Below are 22,762 nucleotides of genomic sequence, written 5' to 3'. Positions count from 1 at the left end.
CGCGTCACTTTCGCGTCCTTTCCGACTCCTTATCCCCAGAGAGACGCATCAGCGTCCGAGACCGAGGGGAGTCCACCAGATGACGGCAACAGAGGCAGCGGGTCCAGGGGCCGGGCTCTTGCGAAGGACGCCACGAGCGGGCAGCTGGATCGCGGGCGTGCTGCTCGCGCTCGCAGCGATGGTCGCGCCCGCGGGAGTCACCGCTGCGACCGCGGAGGAGGTCGATCCGGGGGACTCGGTCTACATCGGTAGCCGCGAGGGATACGGCGGAACCGCGATCTTCCCGATCTGGTCCTCGGGCGTCCAAGCCGGCGATCCGGACTATTGGGCGTACTGCATCGAGCACGATGTGACGGCGATGACCGGCCGTCTGGGAACAGCCGGAGACGTCGAGAGCTTCCTGGGCGCGAACTACTTCGTGGATCCGGACGTACAGGGCAAGGTGCTGTGGGTCCTCGCGCACAGCTATCCCGCCGTCAGCCTGGAAGCCCTCGGGGCCGCGGCCGGTGTTCCCGGGATCTCACGCAACGACGCGATCGAGGCCACGCAATACGCGATCTGGCGATACACGGATCTGACCTTCGACGCCGCCTGGGCCTGGGAGACCCCCGACTCGGAGGCCGCCTACTGGTACCTGGTGAACGGAGCGAATGCCTCCCCCGGACTCACCCCCGAAGACCTGGCGGTGACCGCGACCGTCTCCGCGCCGACCGCCCCGCAGATCGCGGGAAGTCTCGTCGGACCGTTCACGGTGAGCACCGACCAGGTATCCGTCACGGTCTCGGTGGACCCCGCCGTCGCCGTCACCGATTCGTCCGGAGCACCCGTCGACGTGAACGCCGTCGTCGACGGACAGGAGCTCTATCTGGATCTGCGGGCGACGACCGCCGCTGGCAGCGCGACGGTGCGAGCGACGGCCGAGGGTTCCCGGAGCACGGGCGCGGTGATCTCGGTGCCCAACGTGCCCGAGGGCACGGCGACGGCGGAGGACCACGCGCAGTCGATCATTCTCGTGGCGCCGAGCACCGCGCAGCTCACGGCGGAGGCCGGCGCAGAATGGTCGGCTCAGCCGGCAGCAGCTGAGCCGACCATCGGAACGTCGTTGGTCGATGCCGCGGACGGCGACCGCACCCTGGCGGCGAGCGGCGGTTCGGTGATCGACACGGTCGCGTACGAGAACGTGGTGCCGGGTCTCGAATACACCGTCCGCGGCGAGCTGATGCGCAAGGCCGACGGCAGTTCGACGGGCATCATCGGATCGACGACCTTCACCCCGGTGTCCGCGAGCGGCTCCGTCGAGGTCACCTTCGTCGTGCCCGAGGGCTTCGCGGGCACGACACTCGTCGCCTTCGAATGGCTCTTCACCGGTTCGGACCCGGCGGGTGAGCCCGTGGCCGCGCACACGGACATCGACGACGCGGCGCAGACGGTCGTCGTCGAACAGGCGGACGCCGGGACTCCCGCCTCGCCGACGGTGGACAGCGGCGGGACTCTGGCGGCGACCGGCGCCGAGGCACCGATCATCGTGGCCGCGGCGGCGCTGCTCGCGGTCGTCGCAGGAACCGCTCTGTTGGTGACGCAGCGGAGGAAGAGCGCCATCTGAGCGATGCGCCGCGAGCGGTGAGGATGGAGTCCCCACGGCTCCATCCTCACCACTCGGGGGACCACCGGAATATCATCAAGCGACCGGGCAAACTTCAGTGAAGGGAAGTCGTGGAAGACTCTCGCACCGATAGGGATCTCCTCCGCGCGTTGCGTCATGGGGAGCAGTCTGCCTATGCCGTGCTGTGGGAGCGCCACATCGGCCCCGCGCTGCGCTACGCGCACAGGTTCTCCCCTGCACACGCGGAAGACCTCGCTTCCGAGGCGCTTCTCGCCGTCTACCAGCAGGTGACCACGACGAGCACCGGACCCGAGTTCGCGTTTCGCTCGTATCTGAAAGCCGTGATCCGCAACACGGCGATCCGGTGGCGGAAGGAAGCGGAACTCGTCGACGACACCGTCGACCCGGATCGCGCCGATTTCCGCGACGCGCTCCACCTCGTCGAGCGGGAGTCGAACGCGCGACAGCTCCTCCAGGCGTTCCAGGAGCTCCCGGAGCGCTGGCAGCGGGTGCTCTGGCTGACGGAGGTCGCCGAGGTCGCTCGCCCCGAGATCGCGCGCGAGCTGGGCATCAAGCCGAACGCCGTCTCGGCCCTGCAGCGCCGCGCCCGCGTCGGGTTGAAGTTCCACTGGCTCACCAGCCACGTCCCGCCGGTGCTCCGCGACGACGAGGCCCATGCCGCGCGCCTCTTCCCCCGATACCTCACCGAACCGCTCGACGGCACCGTGGTTCGAGAGATCACCGACCACGTGTCTTCGTGCGACGACTGCGACGAGCTCCTCCTGAGCATGCGCAACGATGCGCAACGACTGAGCGGGGTTGCGCTGTCGGCTGTCGGCTTCGGCGCGCTCGGCGTCGCCCTTCCCGCCACCGGGGCGCTGGTTCCCGGCACCGGGGCCGCGGTGGCCGCCGTCGCCGCGGGTGTCGGCGTCTCGACCTTCCTCGTCGGCGGCATCGGTGCGCTCTCGGTCGGGGGACTTCTGCTCGGCTCTCTGCTGCTCCCCTGGACGCCTCCGGCCGCGTCAGCGCCCGCCGAAGCCACGATGGAGAGCGCCGCCCCCGCCATCCTTCCCTTTCTCGACGACGAGAGGTCAGACGAGACGGGCGCGCCCCCGACAGCCGCCCCCGCTGCGCCTCAGCCGTCCTCCCCCTCCACAGGACGCCGAGTTCTCGACCCTCACATCGACGCGATCGAGCTGGTGAACGACCCCGATGCGCCCGCTCCGACCGCGCCGACCGCCCCGGTGACGGCGCCGGGCACGACTCCTGGCCCGGGCCCTGGTTCGAACCTGAGCCCCGGGGTCGCCACGCCCCCTTCCTCCTCCGGCTACCTCGCCCCCGTGCTCTCCGGAGTCGCCACCCCCGGTGCTGCCGTGGGGCTGGACATCGACGGAGCCCGCTACACCCCTCCCGTCGCCTCCGACGGGTCGTGGACCTTCGATCCGCGCGCGCTCCAGCTCCCCGCCGGCACTCACCACTACCAGGCGTGGGCTTTCGACACGGACGATCAATCACCTGCCGAGACCGGCAGCTTCACGGTCCTTCCCATCGTCATCCAAGGCTTCGAGGCGATCACCGGCACGGAAGACATGGACGTCGCGGAAGCCGGCACGACCGGCCTGGTCATCGCGGCCACCGGCCCGACGAACGGAACGATCTACGTCACCACGATGCAGGGGCACTCTGCGATGATCCCGTTGGATGAGACCGGGCAGGCACGGAAGCGACTGCTGCTGAACTCTCGCGGCTGGTACTACTTCACGTTCCGGGCGTTGGACGCCGACGGATTCTGGGGTCCACCGGAAGAGCACGCCCTCGATGTCTACGACCCCGACATCATCTTCGATCCCTGGGGACCGGGCCCCGAGGAGATGACGTTCGAGCTCACCGACCCGTGAGCTCGCCTCGGAGCGGAGGAACAGCCCGCACCCCGAGGTTGTTCTCCCCGCTGTCCGTTCCGGGGTCAGGCCGCCACGTACTCCTGGCGGACTCTGCCGTCGGTAGCGAGCTCGATGTATCCGAAGTCATGGTCGGAGTTGAGGATCACGGCGTCGTTAGCGACCGCGTACGCGGCGATGAGACAGTCGAAGGCTGCTGCGGCGCGCAGGAGCCCCTTCTTCCACAGTGCCTGCTGGATGTCGAGGGCATCCTGCTCGGCGGGATGCTCCCATGCGGGAAGCAACCCCTCCATGTCCCGGCGCAGCTCCGCATACTCTTCGGTGCTGCGCGCTGAGTGGCAGTACTCGAGAACCTGTGGCGGGCAGGTGATGATGAGGTTGTTCGGTGAGAGAGACCGTAGTCGATCCGCGATCGTCGCGCTCTTGCCCGCCTTCTGCCAGATGCTGTTGTCGACGAGATAGGTGGTCACCGCGCCGAGCGCTTGTCTCGCGACACGGCAGCGGTCGGCGTGATCGTGGGTGCATCGATCTGATCGTCATCGAAGTGGCGCCCGATGATGCGCTCCACGGCGGCGGGCTGACGGCGCACGGCGATCAGCGTGCGCAACGCGAGATCCACGGTCTCCCGGTTGGAGGTCGTGCCGGCGAGCTGCTTGGCCCGCATCAGCTCGTCGGGGTCGATGTCGATGGATGTGACGGCCATGGTGTCTCCTGTTTTCTCGACTCCTATATAGAGCATTGTATAAGAATGGCTCGACGCGGTCCAGAGGTCCTGAGAGGCTCGTTGCTCGGACCGATGCCCGAGCTGCATGGGTTCGTCCTCCCGTGAGCTCTCTCCGGAGCGCGGCGGAACAGTCCGCGCTCCGAACGTGTTCTCTTCTGCATGACCGACGGATCCCGTGAAGTGGCGCCGGAGCGCGTCGTGGCCGTGTTCGACGTGTTGGGCACTCTGGTGGATCAGGCGGAAGGTCTCCGCCGGCGGGTGGAGGCGACGACCGGGGCCGACCCTGAGAAGGCGACGGCGGTCGTCGATGAGTGGCTGAGCGGGGTGGCCGAACAGGAGAGCGCCATCGTCGGCGGAGAACGCGCGTTCGCGACCAGCGACCAGCTCGACGCCGAGGTCTTGGAGCAGCTCGCCTCCGCAGGCACCCTTTCCCCCGCGGCGGTTCCGGCGCTCGTCGGCGCCTCCGCTTTCAGCCCGCCCTGGGAGGATTCGACCGCGGGTCTGCGGTCTCTCGCCGACGTCGCCACCGTCGTGGGGCTGTCGAACGCGAGTCGTCGCGTGCTGACCGGCCTGAGCGTCCACGCCGGCTTCCGCTGGCACCAGCTGCTCTCCGCGGAGGACGCAGGCACCTACAAGCCGGCTGCGGCGATGTACGAGCTGGCCATGGCGAGCGTGCCGGCGAGCGGTCGTCCCCCGCTCATGGTCGCCGCCCACGCCTGGGACCTTCGAGCCGCGAGAGCCGCGGGCATGCGCACCGCCTACGTGCCCCGGCCCGATGCCGACCCCCCTGCCCCGGGCGAATGGTTCGACATCCACGCCACGAGCCTCGCAGACCTCGAGAGGCGTCTACGGACCGAGGCGGGATAGGGCGCTCAGATCACTCGCCCACGCTCCAACCGGACGACGCGGTCGGCGGAGAGAACAGCGTCCTCGTCGTGAGTGACGGTGCACACCGCGACCCCGCGAGCGGCCTCCTCCCGCAGGATCCGCTGCATCCGCGCCGCGCTCTCGCGATCCAGCCCGGCGGCCGCCTCGTCCAGCAGCAGGATCTGGGGCTCGCGCACGATCCCCTGAGCGAGGAACACCCGCTGACGCTGCCCACCCGACAGCTCTGACAGCGGACGGTCGGCGAACCCCGACATGCCGACGCGGTCCAATGCCTGCGCGATCGCCCGTCGCACGCCTGCGCGCGGCAGACGGTGCCCACGCCCCCACGTCCCGATGCGCACCACGTCCGCAGCCGTCACCGGCAACGAGTCCGGTGCGGCGGGTCGCTGCACGACGAGCGCAAGTGCCCCCTGGCGGCGCACCGCTCCCCGGCGCGGGGCTTTCACACCGGCGAGGATCTCGATCAGCGTCGACTTGCCCGATCCGTTGTGCCCGGCCAGCGCGACGACCTCTCCGGGGCGGACATCGACCGCCACGGAATGCAGGACGTCAGCGTCGGTGTACCGGTAGCAGACGTCGCGTGCGGACAGCCCAGCGCTCTCTTCCATGACCTCAGAGTAGCAATTGATAATCATTCTCATTCTCATATAGAGTCTCCTCTCGTGCCCTTCCTGCTCGAACCCTTCGCCGTGGAGTTCTTCGTCCGCGCCCTGTGCGGCGGAGCGCTCGTGGCCCTGATCTGCGGGGTCGTGGGCACGTGGGTGGTGATCCGCGGCATGGCCTTCCTGGGCGAAGCTATCGGCCACGGGATGCTACCCGGCGTCGCGTTCGCCACCGTGATCGGCGCTCCTGTCCTGGTGGGCGCGGCCCTGAGCGCTGCCGCCATGAGCGCGGCGATCGGTCTACTCCAGAGGCGCGGACGACTCTCCTACGACACGAGCATCGGGCTGCTCTTCGTCGCCATGCTCTCGCTCGGCGTGATCGTCGTCTCCCACTCACGCAGCTTCGCCACGGACGCGACCGCTCTCCTGTTCGGCGACATCCTCGCCATCCGCACCGACGACATCGCGATGCTCGCCGCCGCTGCCCTCGTCACGGTCGGTGTCGCAGCCGCGTTCCATCGCTCGTTCGTGGCGACCGCCTTCGACCCGCGCATCGCCCGCACGCTGGGACTGCGCCCCCAGCTCGCGCACGTGGTGCTCGTCGCGCTCGTGACGCTCGCCGTCGTCGCGTCGTTCCAGGCCGTGGGCACGCTCCTCGTGGTCGGCCTGCTCCTCGCCCCCGCTGTCGCCGCTCGGGCGTGGACGACGCGGATCCCCACAACCATGGTCGGGGCCGCTCTCGTGGGCGCCGCAGCCGTTCTGATCGGCCTGTTCGCATCTTGGTACTTCGCGGTCGCGGCCGGAGCGTCGATCGCCATCGCCGCTGTGCTGCTCGCCGCCGTCTCCGCGGCCGCCCGTTCCCTCCTGACCCGCACCGCTCGCCTCCGCCACCCCACCGGCCAGCACGAGGCAGCGTGCTCCGAAGGCGCTTCCGTCGCGCTCCCCGAAAGGATTCGATGATTCCCCGCACTCTGCGACTCCTCCCCGCCGCTCTGACGATCGTCGCGCTCAGCGCCTGCGCGCCTCCCGCGGAGAGCTCACCGCCTGCGACTCCTGCGTCCGGAGACGGACACGGCGCGATCGCCGGCGCCGCGGAGATCGCCGAGCCGCCGCTCGGCCTCCTGTCCATCGACGCCGCCGGACGTGCCTCCGTGCTCGATCTGGGGACCGAGGAAACAACCGCCCTCGACCGCACGGCAGCACCGTCGGCTCTCGCGAGTGACGGGCGCTACGGGTTCGTGACCACGAAAGAGGGCTTGGAGGTGATCGACTCAGGCCGATGGAGCTGGGATCACGGCGACCACTTCCACTACTACCTCGCCGAGCCCACGCGTGTGGGCACGGTGGTCGGCGAAGGCGTCGCGACCGTCGTGACCGGCGCACTCTCGACAGCCGGGGCGACCGGCGTGTTCTTCGACGGCAGCGACGAGGCGATCCTCCTCGACAACAGGGCCCTCTCCCGCGGTGAGATCGAGGAGCTGTTCCGCATCGAGGTGAACGCGGACGCCGGACTGGTCGCCCCGGTCGGTGAGGGTGCCCTCGTGACGATAGGCGACACGCTCGTGTACCACGACAGCAGCGGCGAGCCTGCGCACTCCTCGATCGACTGCGTCGACGCCGCTGGAGCGATCACCACACGGGTCGGACTCGTCGTCGGGTGCGCGGACGGCGCTGTCCTGGCGACCTGGCAGGACGCGGAGCTCACGGTCGAGCACATCCCCTACCCGTCGGGAGCCGTCGAGCGCGCCGTGTCGTTCGACGGCCGGAAAGGCCGCCCGACCGTCGCCGCGGTGGCGGGAACGACGGGGGTCTGGCTGCTCGACTCCCGGGAGCGCAGCTGGACCCTGGTACCCACCGAGCGCCCGCTCACGCGTGTCACCGCCGTGGACGACGCCGAGGGACATGTGGTCGCGGTCGACATCGATGGACGGATCGTCGTGCATCGCGCAGACGGCGGCGCGCTCGTCGGCGCGACCGCTCCCCTGCTCGCCGACGGTGGAGTGGCGTCATCGCTCACGGTCGACGAGGACCGCGCCTACATCTCTGATCCAGCGGCGGGTGTCGTGCACGAGGTCGACTACGCCGATGCCGCCCGGGTGGCCCGGTCGCTGGAGACGCCGACGACTCCCGTGTACGTCGCGGAGGTCGGGCGATGAGACCGCTGCGGGCGACCTCCCTGCTGATCGCGATGGCTGTGGCTCTCGTCGGCCTCACGGGGTGCATCGGCACTGCGGAGTCGGACCGCCCGCAGATCGTGGTCACCACGAACATCCTCGGTGATGTCGTCGAGAACCTCACCGGGGATGCCGCCGAGGTCACGACCCTGATGAAGCCGAACGCCGACCCGCACTCGTTCGAGATCTCCGCACAGGAGGCTGCACGCATGGACGGCGCCGACCTGCTCGTGACGAACGGGCTCGGCCTCGAGGAAGGCCTCCAGCAGCACATCGATCGCACGGCAGCCGCGGGAGTGCCGACCGTCGTGGCCGGCGACGTGATCGACGTGCTGCCCTACAGCTCCGAAGACGCCAACGGTGCGGACGATCCACACTTCTGGACCGACCCGGCACGGATGGTCGATGTCGTGGATGCGGTGGAGGAAGCGCTGGCCGCAGTGGCCGAGATCGACGTCGCGCAGGTCCGAAGAAATGCCGAGGCCTATCGAAGTGAGCTCGCCGAACTCGACGAGGAGATGTCGTCCGCCTTCGCCGAGGTCCCCGCGGAACGACGAGCACTCGTGACGAACCACCACGTCTTCGGCTACCTCGCCGACCGCTTCGACTTCCGACTGATCGGCGCGGTGATCCCCGGGGGAACGACCCTCGCCGCCCCGAGCGCCGCCGACCTGCGCGACCTCACCGACGCGATCGACGAGGCGGGCGTCCGCACGATCTTCGCCGAATCGTCGCAGCCGGACCGACTCATCCAGGTGCTGGCCTCCGAGGCCGACATCCACGTCGACGTCATCGAGCTCTTCACCGAGTCCCTCACCGAACCCGGCGAGGGCGCCGACACCTACCTGACGATGATGCGCGCCAACACGGCTCGCATCATCGACGGACTGACCCCATGAATGGACCCCGACCGGGGCCCGATACGAGAGGAAACACAATGAAGCGACACATGAGGAGGAGTGCCGCTGTCGCGGCGCTGGCAGGCGTCTCACTGCTCGCCACCGCCTGCGCCGGCGGTGCGGGCGGAGCAGGCGGCACCGCACCCACGGACGAGAAGTCAGCCGCCACCACGAGCGAGACGGGACGCGTCGCGATCTCCTACCCCGGAGGCATCGCAGTGCTCGACCCCGAGACGCTCGAGGTCGTCGACGAGTTCGCGACCGAGGAGTTCACACGCCTGAACCCCTTCGGCGACGGACGCACCATCGCCGTGACCACCTCCGCAGGGTTCCAGATGCTCGACACGGCGGAGCCCGCCCTCACCGATGCGCTGTTCGACGCCTCGGCGGCCGGGCACGTCGTCATCCACGGCGAGAACACCGTGCTGTTCGACGACGGCACCGGCACCACCACGATCGTGCCGACCGACGGGTTCGCCGACGGCTACGACGTCCTCCCCGAGACCACGACCTACACCGCCGACGCAGCGCACCACGGGGTCTCGATCGTACTCGAGGACGGTTCGCTGCTCACCACAGTCGGCGACGAGACCGCACGCACGGGAGCGAAGGCGCTGCACGCCCACGACGACCACTGGGATGAGGCCGCCGTCAGCGCCGAGTGCCCTGGAATTCACGGTGAAGGCACCGCAGCAGGCGAGGCCGTGATCTTCGGATGCGAGAACGGTGCACTGCTGTTCAAGGATGAGGCCTTCACGAAGCTCACGGCGCCGGACGCTTACGGCCGCATGGGCAACGCGTTCGTGTCGGAGACCAGCCCGATCGTCGTCGGCGACTACAAGAACGACCCCGATGCCGAGGGCTACCTGCTGAACGCCGTGACGCTGATCGACACCGACGCCGAGACCCTCGAGGTCGTCGAGCTGCCTGCCGAGGTGCGGTACACCTTCCGCGACATCGCGCGCGGCCCCGGCGACCTCGCCTACATCCTGTCGGCCGACGGACAGATCCACGTGCTCGACCCCGAGACGGGCGAGCTCACCACGTCCTACCCGGTGATCGAGCCGTGGGAGGGTCCGGCCGAGTGGCAGGACGCGCACCCGGCGATCAAGGTCGACGGCGACATCGCGTACATCACCGAGCCCGCCGCGAACAGTGTCCACGCGGTGGACCTCACCACGGGCGAGGTCATCGCCTCGGTCGAACTCGACCACACCCCGAACGAACTCGCGGTGGCCATCGGCTGACCTCCGCGTTCGTGCGCACGGGCGGGCAGGGAGTCCTTCGCGGACACCCTGCCCGCCTCACGTCTGACGATCAGCGTGCGCGTCGGCCGAGATAGCGACCCGTGATCCATCGGTTGCCGCGCCACTCGCCCGGTTCCCAGATCCGGCCGACAGGAAGGTCGACCGCGTTCGCCCCCTGGAAGCGAGGCAGCGCGCGCAGGCTCAGGTCCTCGCCGTTCGCGCGGCGCACGAACTCGTCGGCGAAGGCCCGGATACGCCCGGGCATCTCGAGCAGCCGCGGGGTGACCATGTCGGCGGGGACTTCGGCGATCGCGGCCTCGAATGCTCCGTGGAGCCGGGGCGCCATCGCGTTGATGGTGTCTCGCATGAGTTCACGTCGTACTCCTAGGACGTCGGCGGCGCGTGCGATGTTGCGGCCGGAGATCTGGCGATACCTGCGCTCCTTGCCGTACTTCACCGCCGCGCTGGATCGGAACGCGACCCGGTCTTCCTCCCAGAACCCGTGCGCCGAAATGAGATCGTAGGCCGGTGCGAGACGGGTCGTGTTTCCGACGTGCAGCACGCTGTGGTTCTTCGCGTGCGCGTCGATGCCTGCCACGAGAAGGTTGAACACGAACAGGTCGGCGAGCTCCACGTGGTCCTTGCCCCGGTAGGACGGGGACGAGGTGTGCTCGACCAGCTGCATCATGTCGGCCATCGTCGGGCCGCCGTCCTCCTCGTACTTGCGCGACGGATAGACGCCGAGCGCCTGGCAGAAGTCCTCCTGGTGAATCCTGGCGACGGTGCCGTCGGCGGTGATGCGGCGATCGAACCGCGTCGTGACGAAAGCGCGGATGCCGTCGAAATCGAGGATCTCCACCCTCGCGGTCCGCAGGTCGAGCGCGCGCGCCGCGCGCATCGTCACGTACTCGACCGCCTGGATGTGGTCATCGGTGTGCCCTGACTTCAGCGCCATGCCGGGCTTCACGATGTGCGTGCTCGGCGCCCGGCCGTTCGGCTCGAACCATTGCCCATCGATCCGGGCGAGGGCGAACTTGCCCTGGTTGCCGCCGAGCGAGAAGCGACTCTCGTCGGCGTCGGTGTCGTCGACCCAGTGGTTGGGGTCGTCCAGGATGGCACGCACGCGCCGCGCGATGTCGCGCTCGGTGAGGAGTGAGAGTCCACCGGCTTCGGAGGGCACCGTGCGCTCGGGGACGACCTGGACGGAACCCGGGGCGTCCTCACCCATATGCGCGAGGAGTGTGAAGGGATCCGTGCGCCGCTCGCCGAACTTCGCAGCCCACCGCCTGCGGACCTCCTCCGCATCGGGGAGCAGGTTCGACAGCCACGGCATCACGACATCCGGGCCGTGGCCGAGCGTGCTCTTGGGCATGCTGACCGAGAGGGGGGTAGCGGTGCGATCCGCGAGGTACCCCTCGTCGTAGAGGAACTCGACCTGATCGGTCTCGCCCCGCATGACGCTGCCGGCAAGGCGCCCGTCGAGCCAGACATCCAGGACGTCCGCCATCACAGACCCTCGAAGATCTCGTCGAGCACGGGGGAGGGTTCGTCGCGATCGAGCGAAACGACGTATCCCAACGCGGCTGCGACAGACACGGCCGCACTCAACGAGGGGTCGACGTTCCCCGCCTCTAGGTCGATCACCCACCGGCGGCTCTTACCCACAGCCTGAGCCAGCTCGTCCTGGGTCACATTGCTACGCAGCCGGTGACTGCGGACGAACGTCGCGAATGCCACTGTCGACGAAAGCTGCATGACATCCTCCATGTGAAGTATAGTACTCATTTAGCGATATGATCACTATACTGCACTTAATCTCGTAGGAGAGGTATTCTGCACCTGAAGGTAGGTTGCTGGTATGACGACGACGCAGACCGCCCTCAGCGCGCCCCTCCACGGCGCCACGCTCCCCCAGGCCGTCTCGCGCTTCTTCCGCAAATACGCGACGTTCAGCGGGCGGGCCAGCCGAAGCGAATATTGGTGGTGGGTGCTGGCGAACACGCTCGTCGCCGTGACGTTCAATCTCGTCGGCCCCCTGACCTACCCGCAATGGGACTCTCACCCCGTCAACCTGCTGTCACCGTTTGCCGCGGGAGGCTCCTTCCCGTTGACCAGCCCGATCGGTGTGGCGTTCCTCATCTACGCGACGGCGATCCTGATCCCCGCGCTCGCCCTCACGTGGCGACGACTTCACGACACGGATCGCAGCGGAGCGTGGATCTTCATCGTCTTCGTCCCGATCATCGGCGCCCTTGTGCTGTTCATCTTCACCGTGTGGGGTCCGCGACCGGCCGGCGCCCGCTTCGATCAGTAGGGCGAGAGTCCCCGAGCACCTTTCCCGGATTCAGCACACCATCCGGATCGAGCGCCCGCTTGATCGCGCGCATGACGGGGAGCCCGCTCGCATGCTCGTTTGCGAGATCACGCGTCTTACCCCGGCCGATGCCGTGTTCGCCGGTGCACGTGCCCCCGAATGCGAGGGCACGTGCGATCATGCGATCGTAGAGGGCCGACGCCGTCTCACGCTCGGCATGGTTCCCCACTTCGAGCACGAAGGCGAGGTGGAAGTTCCCATCTCCGACGTGACCGGCGATCGGGGCGATGAGTCCGCTCCGCTCGACGTCGGCTTGGGTCTCGGTGATGCACTCCGCGAGATGGGTGATCGGCACGCACACATCTGTCGACCAGGTGTACGAGTTCGTGCGCAGCGCCTGGGCTGCGGGCAGAGCCGCGTGGCGCACGCTCCAGAATCGTTCGGGGTCGTCCCCGTCGATGTGCCGGGTCTCGAGCACTCCCTGAGACGCCGTGATCGCCGCGAGCTGCTCCGCGTGCGCGGAGACTTCGGCGTCGGTGCCGCTGAGTTCCACGAACAGCGTCGCCGACTCGACGAAGTCCGTGCCGCAGTAGGCGTTGATCGCTCGCATCTGCGTCGAGTCGAGGAGTTCGGCCCGGCCCAGCGTCACGCCGGTCTGCAGCGCCCGCTGCACAACGATCGCTGCGGACTCGACAGTCGCGAAGGAGAGCACGGAGAGATGGCGGACGGCGGGGATCGGTGTGAGCTTCAGCACGAGCTCGGTGATGATCCCGAGCGTCCCCTCGGAGCCGATGAACAGGTGGGTGAGGTCGTAGCCGGCGGAGGACTTCCTCGCCCTCCCGCCCGTGCGCACCACTGACCCGTCGGCGAGGACGACGGTGAGTCCGAGCACGTTCTCCGCCATGGTTCCGACCTTCACCGCGTTCGTCCCGCTGGCGCGGGTGGCGGCCATGCCGCCGACGCTCGCGTCGACGCCGGGACCTGCGACGAACTGGAGTCCGTGAGCCGCGAGCACGGGATTCAACTCGCTTCGACGCACGCCGGCTTGAACGGTCGCGTCCGCCGAGCCGGCGTCGATCCGCAGGATCTCGTTCATGCCGAGGAGATCGATCACGACCGCCCGCGAACGCCCGCGGGAGCCCGCGCGCGCGACGGCCGAGGGCAAGGCATTCGCCCCACCCTCCAGGCCTGTTCCGGACCCGCGGGCGATGACCGGGACGCCTTCCGCGCGGCAGAGTCGAAGCACCGCGGCGACATCGTCTGTCGAGGCGGCGTGCACCACGGCCAGGGCAGGCGCCCAGGCATGGTGGGAACGGTCGTGCGAGCGGTCGCGGACGGCATCGAGTTCGGTGTCGACCGAGCCGAGGATCGCGTCCCGGATCGACGCGATCAGCTGGGTGTCGCCCCGGGACGATTCGGACGACGTCTCGGTCAGATGCTCGGAGGTCACCCGAGCGCTCCTCGTCGGGGAAGGAACTCCTCGGCGAGCAGGCTCAGCACACGCTCCTGCGCCTCGCGGGTGCCGATCGACACCCGCACGCCTTCATCGAGGAACTGCCGAACGGAGACGGCGTTCTCCGCGCAGAGCTCCACGAACTCCCGCGAATCCGCGCCGAACGGCAGCCAGACGAAGTTGCCCTGGGCGTCAGGAACGTCGATCCCCAGGGACCGCAACCGCCCGCGAAACCACTCTCGCTCGGCGACCGTCTGATCCACTCGGTCGAGCACGGCGTTCAGGTGTTCCAGCGAGGCGATCGCCGCCGCTTGGCTGACCTGCGGCACCGAGAACGGCACCGCGATCGTGCGCAGGTGATCGGTGATGGCCTCCTGCGCGATGCAGTACCCCACCCGCAGCCCCGCGAGCCCGTGTGCCTTCGAGAAGGTGCGCAGCACGAGCACGTTCGCGAACCGGCGGTATAGGGCAAGGGCGTCGAGCCGGTCCTCACCTCTCACGTACTCGAAGTACGCCTCGTCCAAGACGACCAGGACCCCCGGGGGAATCAGGTTCAGGAAGCCGAGCACACTCGAGTGGCTGAGAGCCGCCCCGGTCGGGTTGTTCGGGGTGCAGAGGATCACCACGCGCGTACGCTCGGTGATCGCTGCGAGCATCGCTTCGAGGTCATGCGTGAGGTCGGCGCGCAACGGAACCGGCACACCCCGCGCCCCCGTCTCGCCGATCGATATCGGATATGACTCGAACGATCTCCACGGGTACACCACTTCGTCGGCGGTGCCGTCCGCTCGCCGACCGGCGAACACCCGCAGCACGTCGTTGAGCACGGCGAGGCTTCCCGTGCCGGCGACGATGTGCTGCTCCGGCACCCGGAGCAGAGTGGAGAGGCGCTCCCGCAGTGGCCGGGCCGTCGGATCAGGGTAGATGTTGAAAGCGCCCGCCGCGCTCGCGGCCGCGCTCACCTCTGGCAGAGGAGCGAAAGGAGACTCGTTCGACGAGAGCTTGAACCCGACGAGCCCTGGCACCGTGCGTACGGGCTTGCCCGGCACGTAGCGCGGCAGTCCTGTGATCTCGGGCCGAGGATCGACCGTCTCCCGCTGCGGGACCGACTCTGTCGCCGAGCGTCCGGCGTCTTCTCGCGCACCGGCGACGCCCCGCGCTGAGAACCTATACAACGGCGATCCGCCCCGTCTGCTCGGCGGTGTAGCTCGCCGGGTACACCATGGCGCTCGGCGGATTCATGGTCCGCTTCGCCCACGGGTAGTACACGGAGAAGGTCACCACGATCGAGACCAGCCATGAGACGTCCGCACCGCCGACCGCTTCCACGAAGGGCCCGTTCCATCCGCCCAGCATGCTGTACGCATCGGCGGTGAGGAACGGTATCTGGACGATGATCCCGATCAGGTAGGAGATCAACGCCGTCGCATTGACCGCGCCGTATCGCCCACGACGATCGTAGAGAGCAGGAATGTCGATTCGCTCGCGCGAGATCAGATAGTAGTCGACGAGATTGATGACGCTCCACGGGATGAAGACGGCGAGCAACAACAGCACGAAATTCTTGAAGTTGTTCAGGAAGTCCGCGCTGGCGGCGAGAGCGATGACCACCGACAGAGCGACGAATCCGACGATGTACGCCGCCCGCACCGCCTTCGAGATGCGGGCATTGTCCTTGAAACTCGTGATCACCGTGACGGTGCTCATGATCCCTCCATACGCGTTCAGCGTATTGGCGGTCAGCTTGCCGATGATGATGAGGATATAGATCGCAAAGGCAGCATATGCCGGCCCCGCGAGCTCGCCCATGAATCCGACCGGGCCACCGAGCAGCGCGTCGCCCGAAACAGCACCGATGAGAATTCCCATCGTCATCGAGATCTGAGTGCCGGAAACGCTGCCGAGGAACGTGGACCAGAATGTCACCCGAACGGGCGTGTCGGCCGGAAGGTATCGAGAATAGTCGGCCACATAAGGTGCGTACAGCATCTGCCAGCTCGCTCCGAGTGAGACGCAGATCATGATCGTCGCCCAGTCCGACTCTCCGGTGCCGAACGAGGCGCGGACGTCGTAGGTCGTGAAGATCCGGAAGAACAGGTAGGCGAACCCGATCAGCCCGCCCACCGTGGCGACCCTGCCCATCACGTGTATCAGGTTGTAGCCGAAGATCGACACCACGGCGGTGAGCGCGCCGAAGATCAGGATGCCGACGACAGGCGCGGCGCCCGGGGCGCTGTGTATCCCGAGGAGATGGTTGATCGCATCGCCGGAGAGCGCGGCTCCCGTCGAAGCGAAGCCGAGATACATCAGGATCACGAGCACCAGTGGGAGAGTTGCCCCGAGCACGCCGAACTGGACTCGGCTCGAGATCATCTGCGGAAGTCCCATCCTGGGCCCCTGCCCGGAGTGCAACGCCATCGTGACACCGCCGAGCACGTTGCCGAGGAAGACCGACACGATCGCGGTGAGGGGCTCGGCCTGGAAGATGGCGACGGCGATCAGCCCGGTCACCACCGCCGTTATCTGCATATTTCCCCCGAACCAGAGCGTGAATTGGCTCCAGGGGGTTCCGTGACGTTCGTTTTTCGGGACCATGTCTATGGTCCTCGTTTCGACACTGAGTGCCGACGTGCTGGACTTACGTTGACTCATCATCGGGTCACACCGTTCTCGTTGTGCAGCGCGTTCTCTGGCTGTCCGTGGCGAAAAGGCTAGAGCGGGAGTATCGGCAATCGACACGGCCACCCAGCGCTTTCTGTCCGAAATACGAGACAATCGGCCCGCGAAAGCGAGGAGTTCAAAAGGGGGCAATAATTCTGTCGCATTTCAATCCCCAGGAATAGGGGATCATGCGTGATTAGCACCTATTTATTGCCGCATTGAAACATTTGCCCGCTCCAGGAACCGGCGCAGCGAGCGCGCCTCGGATACGAGCAGGCTCAGGTCATCGTTGCGGACGAACTCCAGGAGGGCATCGCGCGGAGGAGACCCCGACAGTTGCGCCTGGTGCACGAACGCCAGCCACAGGTCGGAGCGTGCGGCGAGCGGAAGACGCTCGATGCTCGGCCACCAGGAGAAGACGTGCACTGCGCTCACCCGCGAAGCCAGCGAACGGTACGTGGCCAGCGCCACCTCCGCCGACGCACCGACCTCAGGCTGCCAGTACGTGCTGAGTTTCGGGACGCGCCGGAGCAGCCAGCCGGTGGTCTCCGGCGTGTCCGCGAGGGTTCCCGAGTGGTACTCGAGAGCAAGGTGGATCCCTCGCCGTGCGGCAGAATCGACGCTCTCCTCGATCCGGCCCGCAAGTGCCTCCCGGTCGGACGGCGACGACCCCGCAGAACTCGTACGCCCCGCCCAGATCCTGACGCGATCGGCCCCCAGCGCTTCTGCGCTGTCGAGCACCGGGGCGATCTCCTCCTCTGGCGTCGCACGATAGTAGGAGCCGTAGGAACACGAGACGAGCCCGGCCGCCCCGGTTGCCGATGCCACCCGTTCCGCCGCGCGCAGGTCACCCGGAGGGACGTGCACGTCACCGCCCCACTCGATGACCTCCAGGCCGGCTTCGACAGCGGCGTCGACGATCTCCTCGGGGCTGTGCGCCCGAAAGGTCACAGAACACAAGCCTGAACGGATGAGGGTCATAGCGCCGCTCCTCCGTTCTCGCGGCCGGGTAGCCGTGGCGGTGAAGAGCGGGGATGCCCGGGCATCCTCCTAGTGTGCGTGCCACCGAGCAGAGGATTAAAGGAGTAGAGCGGTGACTATCCGCTGGCTGCGCGGAATGCCTGCTGCGCGTAGCGGTCCGCCGCGAACACCTCCGACGCCGACCAACGGAAGACGTGTTCCTGCCCATCCAGCGTCATCCGCACGTGGTCTTCGGCGATACGCACGTCGACCGCGTTGCAGGCCACGCCTTCGCGATCGGGCTCCCGACGCACGGAGCACTGCCACGCGATGATGACGTCCCCGTGCAGCGGAGCCGTGGTCAGCCGAGGGTAGGCGGCCCGCGCCCCGAGTGCCGTCCCGCCCGCGACCTGCTCGACCGCGGCCTCCACCGAGAGCGGCCCGCCACGGCCCTCGGCGGCCGAACCCGTCGACGCGTCCCATGCACCGAGCCAGCGGATCCGGGCCCACAAAGCCGCCGCGCCGACCGCAGCCGTCCCGTCGCCGGACACCCGCTCGTGTGATCGGCCGTCGCCCTCCCACGACACCGCCGCGCCGCTTACCGTCAGCCGCAGCCCCACGGCACCACGCACTCGGGCGACGTACACGGTCGTCTCGTCGCTCAGATGAGCCGCGACCGAGGTCTCGACGTGGCGTCCTGCGGCATCGAGGGCTCGGGTGACAGCTCCGCCGCGAGGCGTGACCGTCGCCGTCGATGCCGCTCGGTGCACGGCACCGTCGATCGTCAGGTCGTTGTCGCGCGCCCCGTCCCCGCGCACGGGCACTGTCGCCGAGGAGAATTGCAGCCGACGATACAGGTGATCGTCGCGAGTGGGGTGACCGTCGCTGCCGAAATTATGCAGCGTCACGAGCCCGTCACGACTCTCCACCAGCCAACGCGGTGCGTGCAGGATCACGCGCACATCTTCGCGCTCCGAGAGCATCGGCGACTCCGGCTGCGTCCAGATCGTGTCGTCTCGCGGGAGGATCAGCCCGAGGAAGCCTTTGCTCGCCCAGTAGGGCGAACCTGACCCGCTGTACGACTGCACGATGTCGGCCGAAGGAGTCGCACGCCACCCCAGCGACAGGACACCGTCGTCGAGCACCCCCTGATCGGTGAAGTACCGCAGCGTACCGCTGGCGATTCGCCGCATCCGAGAGAGCGGAAGCACATCGACGCCCTCCCAGCGAGCCATCCAGAACGGTGCCGTGACCGCCCACCGATAGATGAGCGATCGCCCCATCAGCACGGGAGCGCCGCCTCGCGAGAACAGATGCTGATAGCCGACGAGGAAGGCTCCCAGCCGCGTTCGATACTCCGCCCGACGGTCGTCCAGCCGCGCGCCGAGCATCCGGGCGATGAAGAACGGATACCAGTGGAAGGCGTAGGCGTTGTAGTAATCGAACCGCCGCCCGTCGCCGTCGGTGTACCAGCCGTCGCCGCGGTACCAGTCCTCCATGCGATCGAGCGCGTTCTCGACGAGTGCGCGTCGATCGCACCAGCCGACGCTCGACGTGAACGCCGCCAGCGTCGCACCGAGCAGCACATGATTGTTGTCGGCGCACCACGCGCCCGCCGCGCCGTCGAACCACTCGCAGATCCCTGTCTTCGTCGCGTCGTCCAACGGGTCCCAGAGCAGACTCCGGGCGAGGTACAGGCCGATCGCGACGGCCGCGGCCTCCACGGTGGGCTGGCTGTGGTCCGACAGGCGCGGCCAGAGCCGCCCGGCGACACCGCGCCGCAGCGCCTCGCGCCAGTACGCGGCCTCGCCGCTCATACTCACCGGATCGCCGGCGACGCGCATCGCGGCGAGCAAGAACGTCCGCGCGAACCCCTCGAGTCGATCGACCGAGGACGACGATCCATCCGACGTGAAGTCGACCAGCGCGCCGCCTTCCCTCGCGTGAGCGCGGGCGGAGGCGAGAAGGCGATCAGCAGCCGCCTCCCAATGCACGCGGGCGTATCCGGTGAACGGCGAGAGCTCGCGGTCGAGATCGGGCATCCAGGGCTGCTCGACGGAGAGAAGACGCGACATGATTTCATCGTGTGCGGTGCGACCCAGAGGATTAAAGAAGGATAGTGATTCCTGCTGCCTGATCGTCGCTGACGATCCGTGTCGTCTTCGGCACGGTCTGCCGTGTCGATGTCATGCAGTCACCCGTGACCGCAACGGGAGCTGATGAGAGCGCTGCCCGACGGCCGATTCATAGCTGGCCAGGACCAGCTCGACGACGTGTCTCGCGTGTTCCAGCGGCACGGCGGGCGGCCCCCCGTCGATCACGCCGAGGAAGTCGGCGAGCTGGGCTTTGAAAGCACGCTGGATGTCGTCGGGCTGCGGTTCGCGCACCCGGTGGTTCTGTCCGTCTCTGCGGACGAGCGTGCCGAGCCGCGGGTCGGTTTCGATGACGCCTCTCTCACAGACGATGACGAGACAGTCGCTGCGCGAGGGCGGATCGCTGATGACCGCGATCGTCACACCGACCCCGTTGGCGAGCCGCAGGGCGATCGAGCCGTCGGTCTCGACGGGGACGCCGAAACGCTGGACCACACTCGCGCTCACCTCGACCGCGCGGGCGCCACCGAACCAGAGCGACCTGTCGAGACAGTGCCCCCCGATGTTGAAGAGAGCGCCGCCTCCCGCGATAGATCGGGAGAAGAACCACTCGGGGCGCGCACTCGGGCGGTAGTCGGTGCTGCGATGGTCTCGGATCATCACCACGTCGCCGAGATCGCCCGTCGCCAGGACATCGCGCGCGGTGATCTTGTCGGGGAGGAAATGCTGGATGTGTCCGATCGCGAGTCCGACCCCCGCTGCTCGGCACTCCTGCACCATGAGGTCGCAGTCCTCCACGCTCGTCGCCATCGGCTTCTCGACCAGTACGTGTTTGCCCGCGCGAGCGGCGTCGACCGCCATCGGCAGGTGCAGCGCGTGGGGGGTGTTCACGATCACCGCGTCGACGTCACGGCTCTCGACGAGCTCACGGTAGTCCGTGTGGATCCGCACGCCGTCGACGCCATGGACGGCTCTCGCCGCTGCGGTCTCATCGAGATCGCAGACCGCGGTCAGCTGCACTCCCGGCAGGGCTGTCGCCGCGGCGACGTGGTACTTCGCGACGGCGCCGGCGCCGATCAATCCGATACGCATGGAACTCCTCGTAGGTCACTCGGACACGGTGGCGCCGCAGGAGCGGCGGACCACGATGCGCGGCCGAAGTCTGATCTGGTGCAGCGGACAGTCGGCGCCCTCCACGAGGCGGCGCAGCAGCACATCGGCCGCCATCCGTCCGATGCGATATTTCGGCGGAGCGACCGCGCTGAGCGGCACCTCGGCGAGATCGGCGATCTCGTCGTCGTACGAGACGAGGGCGATGTCCCCGGGCACGGTCAACCCTCCGCGGCGGATCGCCCCTTGCAGCAGGGTCGCCTCGCGGTCGCCGAAGACGAGAGCTGCGGTCGCGTCGAGCGCACGCAGCTGCTCGAACGCCCCCTGCGCGGCATCCGCCTCCCATGCCGCCTTGGGCTGGGTGAATTCAAGATCGGGAACGATGCCGAGCTCCTGAATCGCATGGCGGTATCCGCTCAAGATGGCGGGGCCCGTCGGGGTGTTCTCGCGCATCAGCAGGGCGACGCGCCGGTGTCCCAGAACTGCGAGGTGCTGCACCGCATCGTAAGCGCCGCCACGATGATCGGAGCAGATGTGCTCGGTGCGGTCGAGCGGCCCCGCATCGGTGAGACTCCGCTCGACCATCACGACCGGCACCGGCAATCGCATCAGCTGGTCCGCACGCGCGGCGGGGTCGTCGATCTCCGTCAGGGTCGGCGACAAGAGCAGCCCGTCCACGCCTGTGTCGAGGAGCGACTCGATCGCGGCGTCCTCTTTCGTGGCGTCGTACCGATACGTCGCCAGCTGCAGCGTGGCACCGGCGGCGGAGAGCGAGTCGTCGATGCCCTGGAGCACGCGCGGGTAGTAGAGCTGGGTGTCGGGCAGCAGCACACCGATGCGACGACGTACGCGCTCCTCACGGGGGCGACGGGGCGCGACGAAACTTCCCGCGCCCTGCCGACGCACCACCACGCCCTCGGCCACGAGGTCATCGAACGCACGACGCACGGTGGTCAGCGAGTAGCCGGTGTCATCGGCGAGCTGCTGCTCCGTCGGCAGCTTCTGCCCGACCGTCCAGATGCCGGCACGGATCCCGCGGCGTAGCTCGTCGGCGAGGGCCTCGAATTTCAAGCCCTTGGAATCCGCATCGCGAATCACCGACCGTCGTGCCGCCATGACCTTCCCTCTCCTGCGTGCCTCCCTGAGAGTCTGCCCGCCAGGAAGAGAGGAATAAAGAAGTATTCCCCAGGATGGAAGGGTCTGTTTCCGGATTACTCCTTGAATACTCTCTCTCCGCGAGCGTTGATTCCGGACCGAGATCATCTGCCTCGCCCACAACAACAACAACAACAGTGGTTTGTCGAGGGAATCCCCTGCTCCAGGAGATGCAGACGTTCATCGACGACCCGTCACCGCGGTACGCCTCGGCCACGTAGATAAAGTAGAGGGATCTGAGTCGGAGGAGAGCGCGTGATCCAGCTGGACCGCTGCAGCCTCACCCCACAGCTCTCGCTGCGGGATCTCACCTCGGCAGCCGTCGCCGGGCTCACCGGTGAGCGATGGGCGATCACAAGCCAAGCCCAAGCCCGAATCATGTGTCGATCGAGTGTCGTTCTGGTGGTTTTCCATATCCTTTTTGGGATCCCTGGCGTACGCTTGGATTCAGGGAACCAAGCGAGGTGAGGCCACCATGGTCACGAAGACTCCCGTCAACACGGCGGCATTTCAACGCACGATCCGCCTCGACGTCCGGGAGATCACCCGGCGCCTGAACGCGGCGCTCGGCGGCACGCTGGTCTCTGCTCTGGCCGGATCGAAGGACACCAAGGCCTCGCACAAGTGGGCGAAGGAGGACGGCCCGCAGCCGCGACCTGAGGCTGTCAAGCGACTGACCTTTGCCTACGAGCAGTGGCAGAAGGTCGCCGATGTCGAAGGCGAGCACGTCGCGCGCCTCTGGTTCATCGGCGCCAACCCGTGGCTTGAGTATGACACCCCCGTGAACTCGATCCGCGAAGGTCGCTTCCGTGAGGTGAATCACGCAGCGCAGGCGCTGGTCGACGACTCATTCAGCGGCTGATGGTCAAGCTGCGCCCGGGGTCGGAGCAGAACAGGATCTGCGCCAAGACCGGGCTCGCACTCACCTCGGGCCCAGTCTTGCCGCACCGAGTGGCGCGAGCATCCTACGGTCCTCTCAAC

The 22,762-nt window shown here is 67.8% G+C and carries 21 protein-coding genes; 9 read left to right on the top strand and 12 right to left on the bottom strand.

The features are described 5' to 3' along the window. Positions 1-79 precede the first annotated feature (79 nt). Together LC041_RS01745 and LC041_RS01740 are read left to right on the top strand one after the other, a co-directional pair. Positions 80-1,603 carry a VaFE repeat-containing surface-anchored protein gene (locus tag LC041_RS01745; RefSeq protein ID WP_226531255.1) on the top strand — a complete coding sequence of 508 codons (1,524 nt, stop codon included), beginning with the start codon at positions 80-82 and terminating at the stop codon, positions 1,601-1,603. A gap of 110 nt (positions 1,604-1,713) precedes the next feature. Then, on the top strand, positions 1,714-3,501 hold the full coding sequence (locus LC041_RS01740) for a sigma-70 family RNA polymerase sigma factor (RefSeq protein WP_226531254.1): 1,788 nt from the start codon (positions 1,714-1,716) through the stop codon (positions 3,499-3,501). Between the two features lie 65 nt (positions 3,502-3,566). Here the strand turns inward: LC041_RS01740 and LC041_RS01735 are convergent, their stop codons facing one another. Both LC041_RS01735 and LC041_RS01730 read right to left on the bottom strand, forming a co-directional pair. Continuing rightward, positions 3,567-3,971, bottom strand: coding sequence for a VapC toxin family PIN domain ribonuclease (locus LC041_RS01735; protein WP_226531253.1), 405 nt, complete (start codon positions 3,969-3,971; stop codon positions 3,567-3,569). Beyond that, positions 3,968-4,204 (bottom strand): type II toxin-antitoxin system VapB family antitoxin, encoded by a 237-nt coding sequence (locus LC041_RS01730; RefSeq protein WP_226531252.1) that lies wholly within the window; start codon positions 4,202-4,204, stop codon positions 3,968-3,970. Before LC041_RS01730 ends, LC041_RS01735 begins: the two co-directional genes overlap by 4 nt. A gap of 180 nt (positions 4,205-4,384) precedes the next feature. On the opposite strand from LC041_RS01730, the gene LC041_RS01725 reads away from it, so the two are divergent. Then, positions 4,385-5,092 (top strand): haloacid dehalogenase type II, encoded by a 708-nt coding sequence (locus LC041_RS01725; protein WP_226531251.1) that lies wholly within the window; start codon positions 4,385-4,387, stop codon positions 5,090-5,092. 5 nt (positions 5,093-5,097) lie between these two features. Here LC041_RS01725 and LC041_RS01720 read toward each other — a convergent pair whose 3' ends face one another. Beyond that, positions 5,098-5,721, bottom strand: a complete 624-nt coding sequence (locus LC041_RS01720) for a metal ABC transporter ATP-binding protein (RefSeq protein WP_226531250.1) — start codon at positions 5,719-5,721, stop codon at positions 5,098-5,100. Positions 5,722-5,775: 54 nt separating this feature from the next. Here LC041_RS01720 and aztB point away from each other — a divergent pair, with 54 nt between their 5' ends. Genes aztB through aztD form a run of 4 tightly spaced genes read left to right on the top strand, consistent with a single transcriptional unit; the run spans position 5,776 to position 10,035 of the window. Further along, the gene (aztB, locus tag LC041_RS01715; protein ID WP_226531249.1) at positions 5,776-6,675 is read left to right on the top strand and encodes a zinc ABC transporter permease AztB; all 900 of its coding nucleotides are present in this window, start codon (positions 5,776-5,778) and stop codon (positions 6,673-6,675) included. Next, positions 6,672-7,871: an ABC transporter gene (locus tag LC041_RS01710; RefSeq protein ID WP_226531248.1), complete on the top strand. Its 1,200-nt coding sequence runs from the start codon at positions 6,672-6,674 to the stop codon at positions 7,869-7,871. The genes aztB and LC041_RS01710 overlap by 4 nt, the downstream gene beginning before the upstream one ends. Next, complete coding sequence (gene aztC, locus LC041_RS01705; RefSeq protein WP_226531247.1) at positions 7,868-8,788, top strand: zinc ABC transporter substrate-binding protein AztC; 921 nt, start codon at positions 7,868-7,870, stop codon at positions 8,786-8,788. Before LC041_RS01710 ends, aztC begins: the two co-directional genes overlap by 4 nt. 50 nt (positions 8,789-8,838) lie before the next feature. Then, positions 8,839-10,035 (top strand): zinc metallochaperone AztD, encoded by a 1,197-nt coding sequence (gene aztD / locus LC041_RS01700; protein WP_226531246.1) that lies wholly within the window; start codon positions 8,839-8,841, stop codon positions 10,033-10,035. Positions 10,036-10,105: 70 nt separating this feature from the next. On the opposite strand, the gene LC041_RS01695 is transcribed toward aztD, so the two are convergent. Together LC041_RS01695 and LC041_RS01690 are read right to left on the bottom strand one after the other, a co-directional pair. Then, a complete protein-coding gene (locus LC041_RS01695) occupies positions 10,106-11,542 on the bottom strand; it encodes a type II toxin-antitoxin system HipA family toxin (RefSeq protein ID WP_226531245.1) in 1,437 nt (478 codons plus the stop codon). After that, positions 11,542-11,802 (bottom strand): helix-turn-helix transcriptional regulator, encoded by a 261-nt coding sequence (locus LC041_RS01690; RefSeq protein WP_226531244.1) that lies wholly within the window; start codon positions 11,800-11,802, stop codon positions 11,542-11,544. The genes LC041_RS01695 and LC041_RS01690 overlap by 1 nt, the downstream gene beginning before the upstream one ends. 91 nt (positions 11,803-11,893) lie before the next feature. On the opposite strand from LC041_RS01690, the gene LC041_RS01685 reads away from it, so the two are divergent. Beyond that, entirely contained in the window at positions 11,894-12,349 is a 456-nt protein-coding gene (locus LC041_RS01685; protein ID WP_226531243.1) for a DUF805 domain-containing protein, read from the top strand. Here LC041_RS01685 and LC041_RS01680 read toward each other — a convergent pair. The 7 genes from LC041_RS01680 to LC041_RS01650 all read right to left on the bottom strand — a co-directional run bounded on the left by LC041_RS01680 (position 12,303) and on the right by LC041_RS01650 (position 21,742). Continuing rightward, positions 12,303-13,799: an FAD-binding oxidoreductase gene (locus LC041_RS01680; protein ID WP_226531242.1), complete on the bottom strand. Its 1,497-nt coding sequence runs from the start codon at positions 13,797-13,799 to the stop codon at positions 12,303-12,305. The genes LC041_RS01685 and LC041_RS01680 overlap by 47 nt on opposite strands. Further along, positions 13,796-14,977: a histidinol-phosphate transaminase gene (locus LC041_RS01675; RefSeq protein ID WP_226531241.1), complete on the bottom strand. Its 1,182-nt coding sequence runs from the start codon at positions 14,975-14,977 to the stop codon at positions 13,796-13,798. The genes LC041_RS01680 and LC041_RS01675 overlap by 4 nt, the downstream gene beginning before the upstream one ends. Further along, positions 14,970-16,613, bottom strand: a complete 1,644-nt coding sequence (locus LC041_RS01670; protein ID WP_226531240.1) for a purine-cytosine permease family protein — start codon at positions 16,611-16,613, stop codon at positions 14,970-14,972. Before LC041_RS01670 ends, LC041_RS01675 begins: the two co-directional genes overlap by 8 nt. Before the next feature lie 57 nt (positions 16,614-16,670). Then, positions 16,671-17,414, bottom strand: a complete 744-nt coding sequence (locus LC041_RS01665; protein WP_226531239.1) for a sugar phosphate isomerase/epimerase family protein — start codon at positions 17,412-17,414, stop codon at positions 16,671-16,673. Positions 17,415-17,560: 146 nt separating this feature from the next. Then, positions 17,561-19,498 carry a DUF2264 domain-containing protein gene (locus LC041_RS01660; protein ID WP_226531238.1) on the bottom strand — a complete coding sequence of 646 codons (1,938 nt, stop codon included), beginning with the start codon at positions 19,496-19,498 and terminating at the stop codon, positions 17,561-17,563. A gap of 111 nt (positions 19,499-19,609) precedes the next feature. Next, positions 19,610-20,608, bottom strand: a complete 999-nt coding sequence (locus LC041_RS01655) for a Gfo/Idh/MocA family protein (protein ID WP_226531237.1) — start codon at positions 20,606-20,608, stop codon at positions 19,610-19,612. A gap of 15 nt (positions 20,609-20,623) precedes the next feature. After that, positions 20,624-21,742 carry a GntR family transcriptional regulator gene (locus tag LC041_RS01650; protein WP_226531236.1) on the bottom strand — a complete coding sequence of 373 codons (1,119 nt, stop codon included), beginning with the start codon at positions 21,740-21,742 and terminating at the stop codon, positions 20,624-20,626. Between the two features lie 514 nt (positions 21,743-22,256). On the opposite strand from LC041_RS01650, the gene LC041_RS01645 reads away from it, so the two are divergent. Then, positions 22,257-22,643, top strand: coding sequence for a hypothetical protein (locus LC041_RS01645; RefSeq protein ID WP_226531235.1), 387 nt, complete (start codon positions 22,257-22,259; stop codon positions 22,641-22,643). The last annotated feature ends 119 nt before the right edge of the window (positions 22,644-22,762 follow it).

The sequence above is a fragment of the Microbacterium paraoxydans genome, from assembly GCF_020524545.1.
Classification (GTDB): domain Bacteria; phylum Actinomycetota; class Actinomycetes; order Actinomycetales; family Microbacteriaceae; genus Microbacterium; species Microbacterium paraoxydans_C.
The sequence above is the reverse complement of the archived record's forward strand: the minus strand, read 5'-3'. Positions and strand labels throughout refer to the sequence as shown.

Coding starts and splice junctions, on each gene's coding strand:
- LC041_RS01650 (WP_226531236.1), bottom strand. CDS start 21,742: ATGGCGGCACGACGGTCGGTGATTCGCGATGCGGATTCCAAGGGCTTG.
- LC041_RS01690 (WP_226531244.1), bottom strand. CDS start 11,802: ATGGAGGATGTCATGCAGCTTTCGTCGACAGTGGCATTCGCGACGTTC.
- aztD (WP_226531246.1), top strand. CDS start 8,839: ATGAGGAGGAGTGCCGCTGTCGCGGCGCTGGCAGGCGTCTCACTGCTC.
- LC041_RS01695 (WP_226531245.1), bottom strand. CDS start 11,542: ATGGCGGACGTCCTGGATGTCTGGCTCGACGGGCGCCTTGCCGGCAGC.
- aztC (WP_226531247.1), top strand. CDS start 7,868: ATGAGACCGCTGCGGGCGACCTCCCTGCTGATCGCGATGGCTGTGGCT.
- LC041_RS01725 (WP_226531251.1), top strand. CDS start 4,385: ATGACCGACGGATCCCGTGAAGTGGCGCCGGAGCGCGTCGTGGCCGTG.
- LC041_RS01655 (WP_226531237.1), bottom strand. CDS start 20,608: ATGCGTATCGGATTGATCGGCGCCGGCGCCGTCGCGAAGTACCACGTC.
- LC041_RS01730 (WP_226531252.1), bottom strand. CDS start 4,204: ATGGCCGTCACATCCATCGACATCGACCCCGACGAGCTGATGCGGGCC.
- LC041_RS01710 (WP_226531248.1), top strand. CDS start 6,672: ATGATTCCCCGCACTCTGCGACTCCTCCCCGCCGCTCTGACGATCGTC.
- LC041_RS01685 (WP_226531243.1), top strand. CDS start 11,894: ATGACGACGACGCAGACCGCCCTCAGCGCGCCCCTCCACGGCGCCACG.
- LC041_RS01645 (WP_226531235.1), top strand. CDS start 22,257: ATGGTCACGAAGACTCCCGTCAACACGGCGGCATTTCAACGCACGATC.
- LC041_RS01720 (WP_226531250.1), bottom strand. CDS start 5,721: ATGGAAGAGAGCGCTGGGCTGTCCGCACGCGACGTCTGCTACCGGTAC.
- LC041_RS01660 (WP_226531238.1), bottom strand. CDS start 19,498: ATGTCGCGTCTTCTCTCCGTCGAGCAGCCCTGGATGCCCGATCTCGAC.
- LC041_RS01745 (WP_226531255.1), top strand. CDS start 80: ATGACGGCAACAGAGGCAGCGGGTCCAGGGGCCGGGCTCTTGCGAAGG.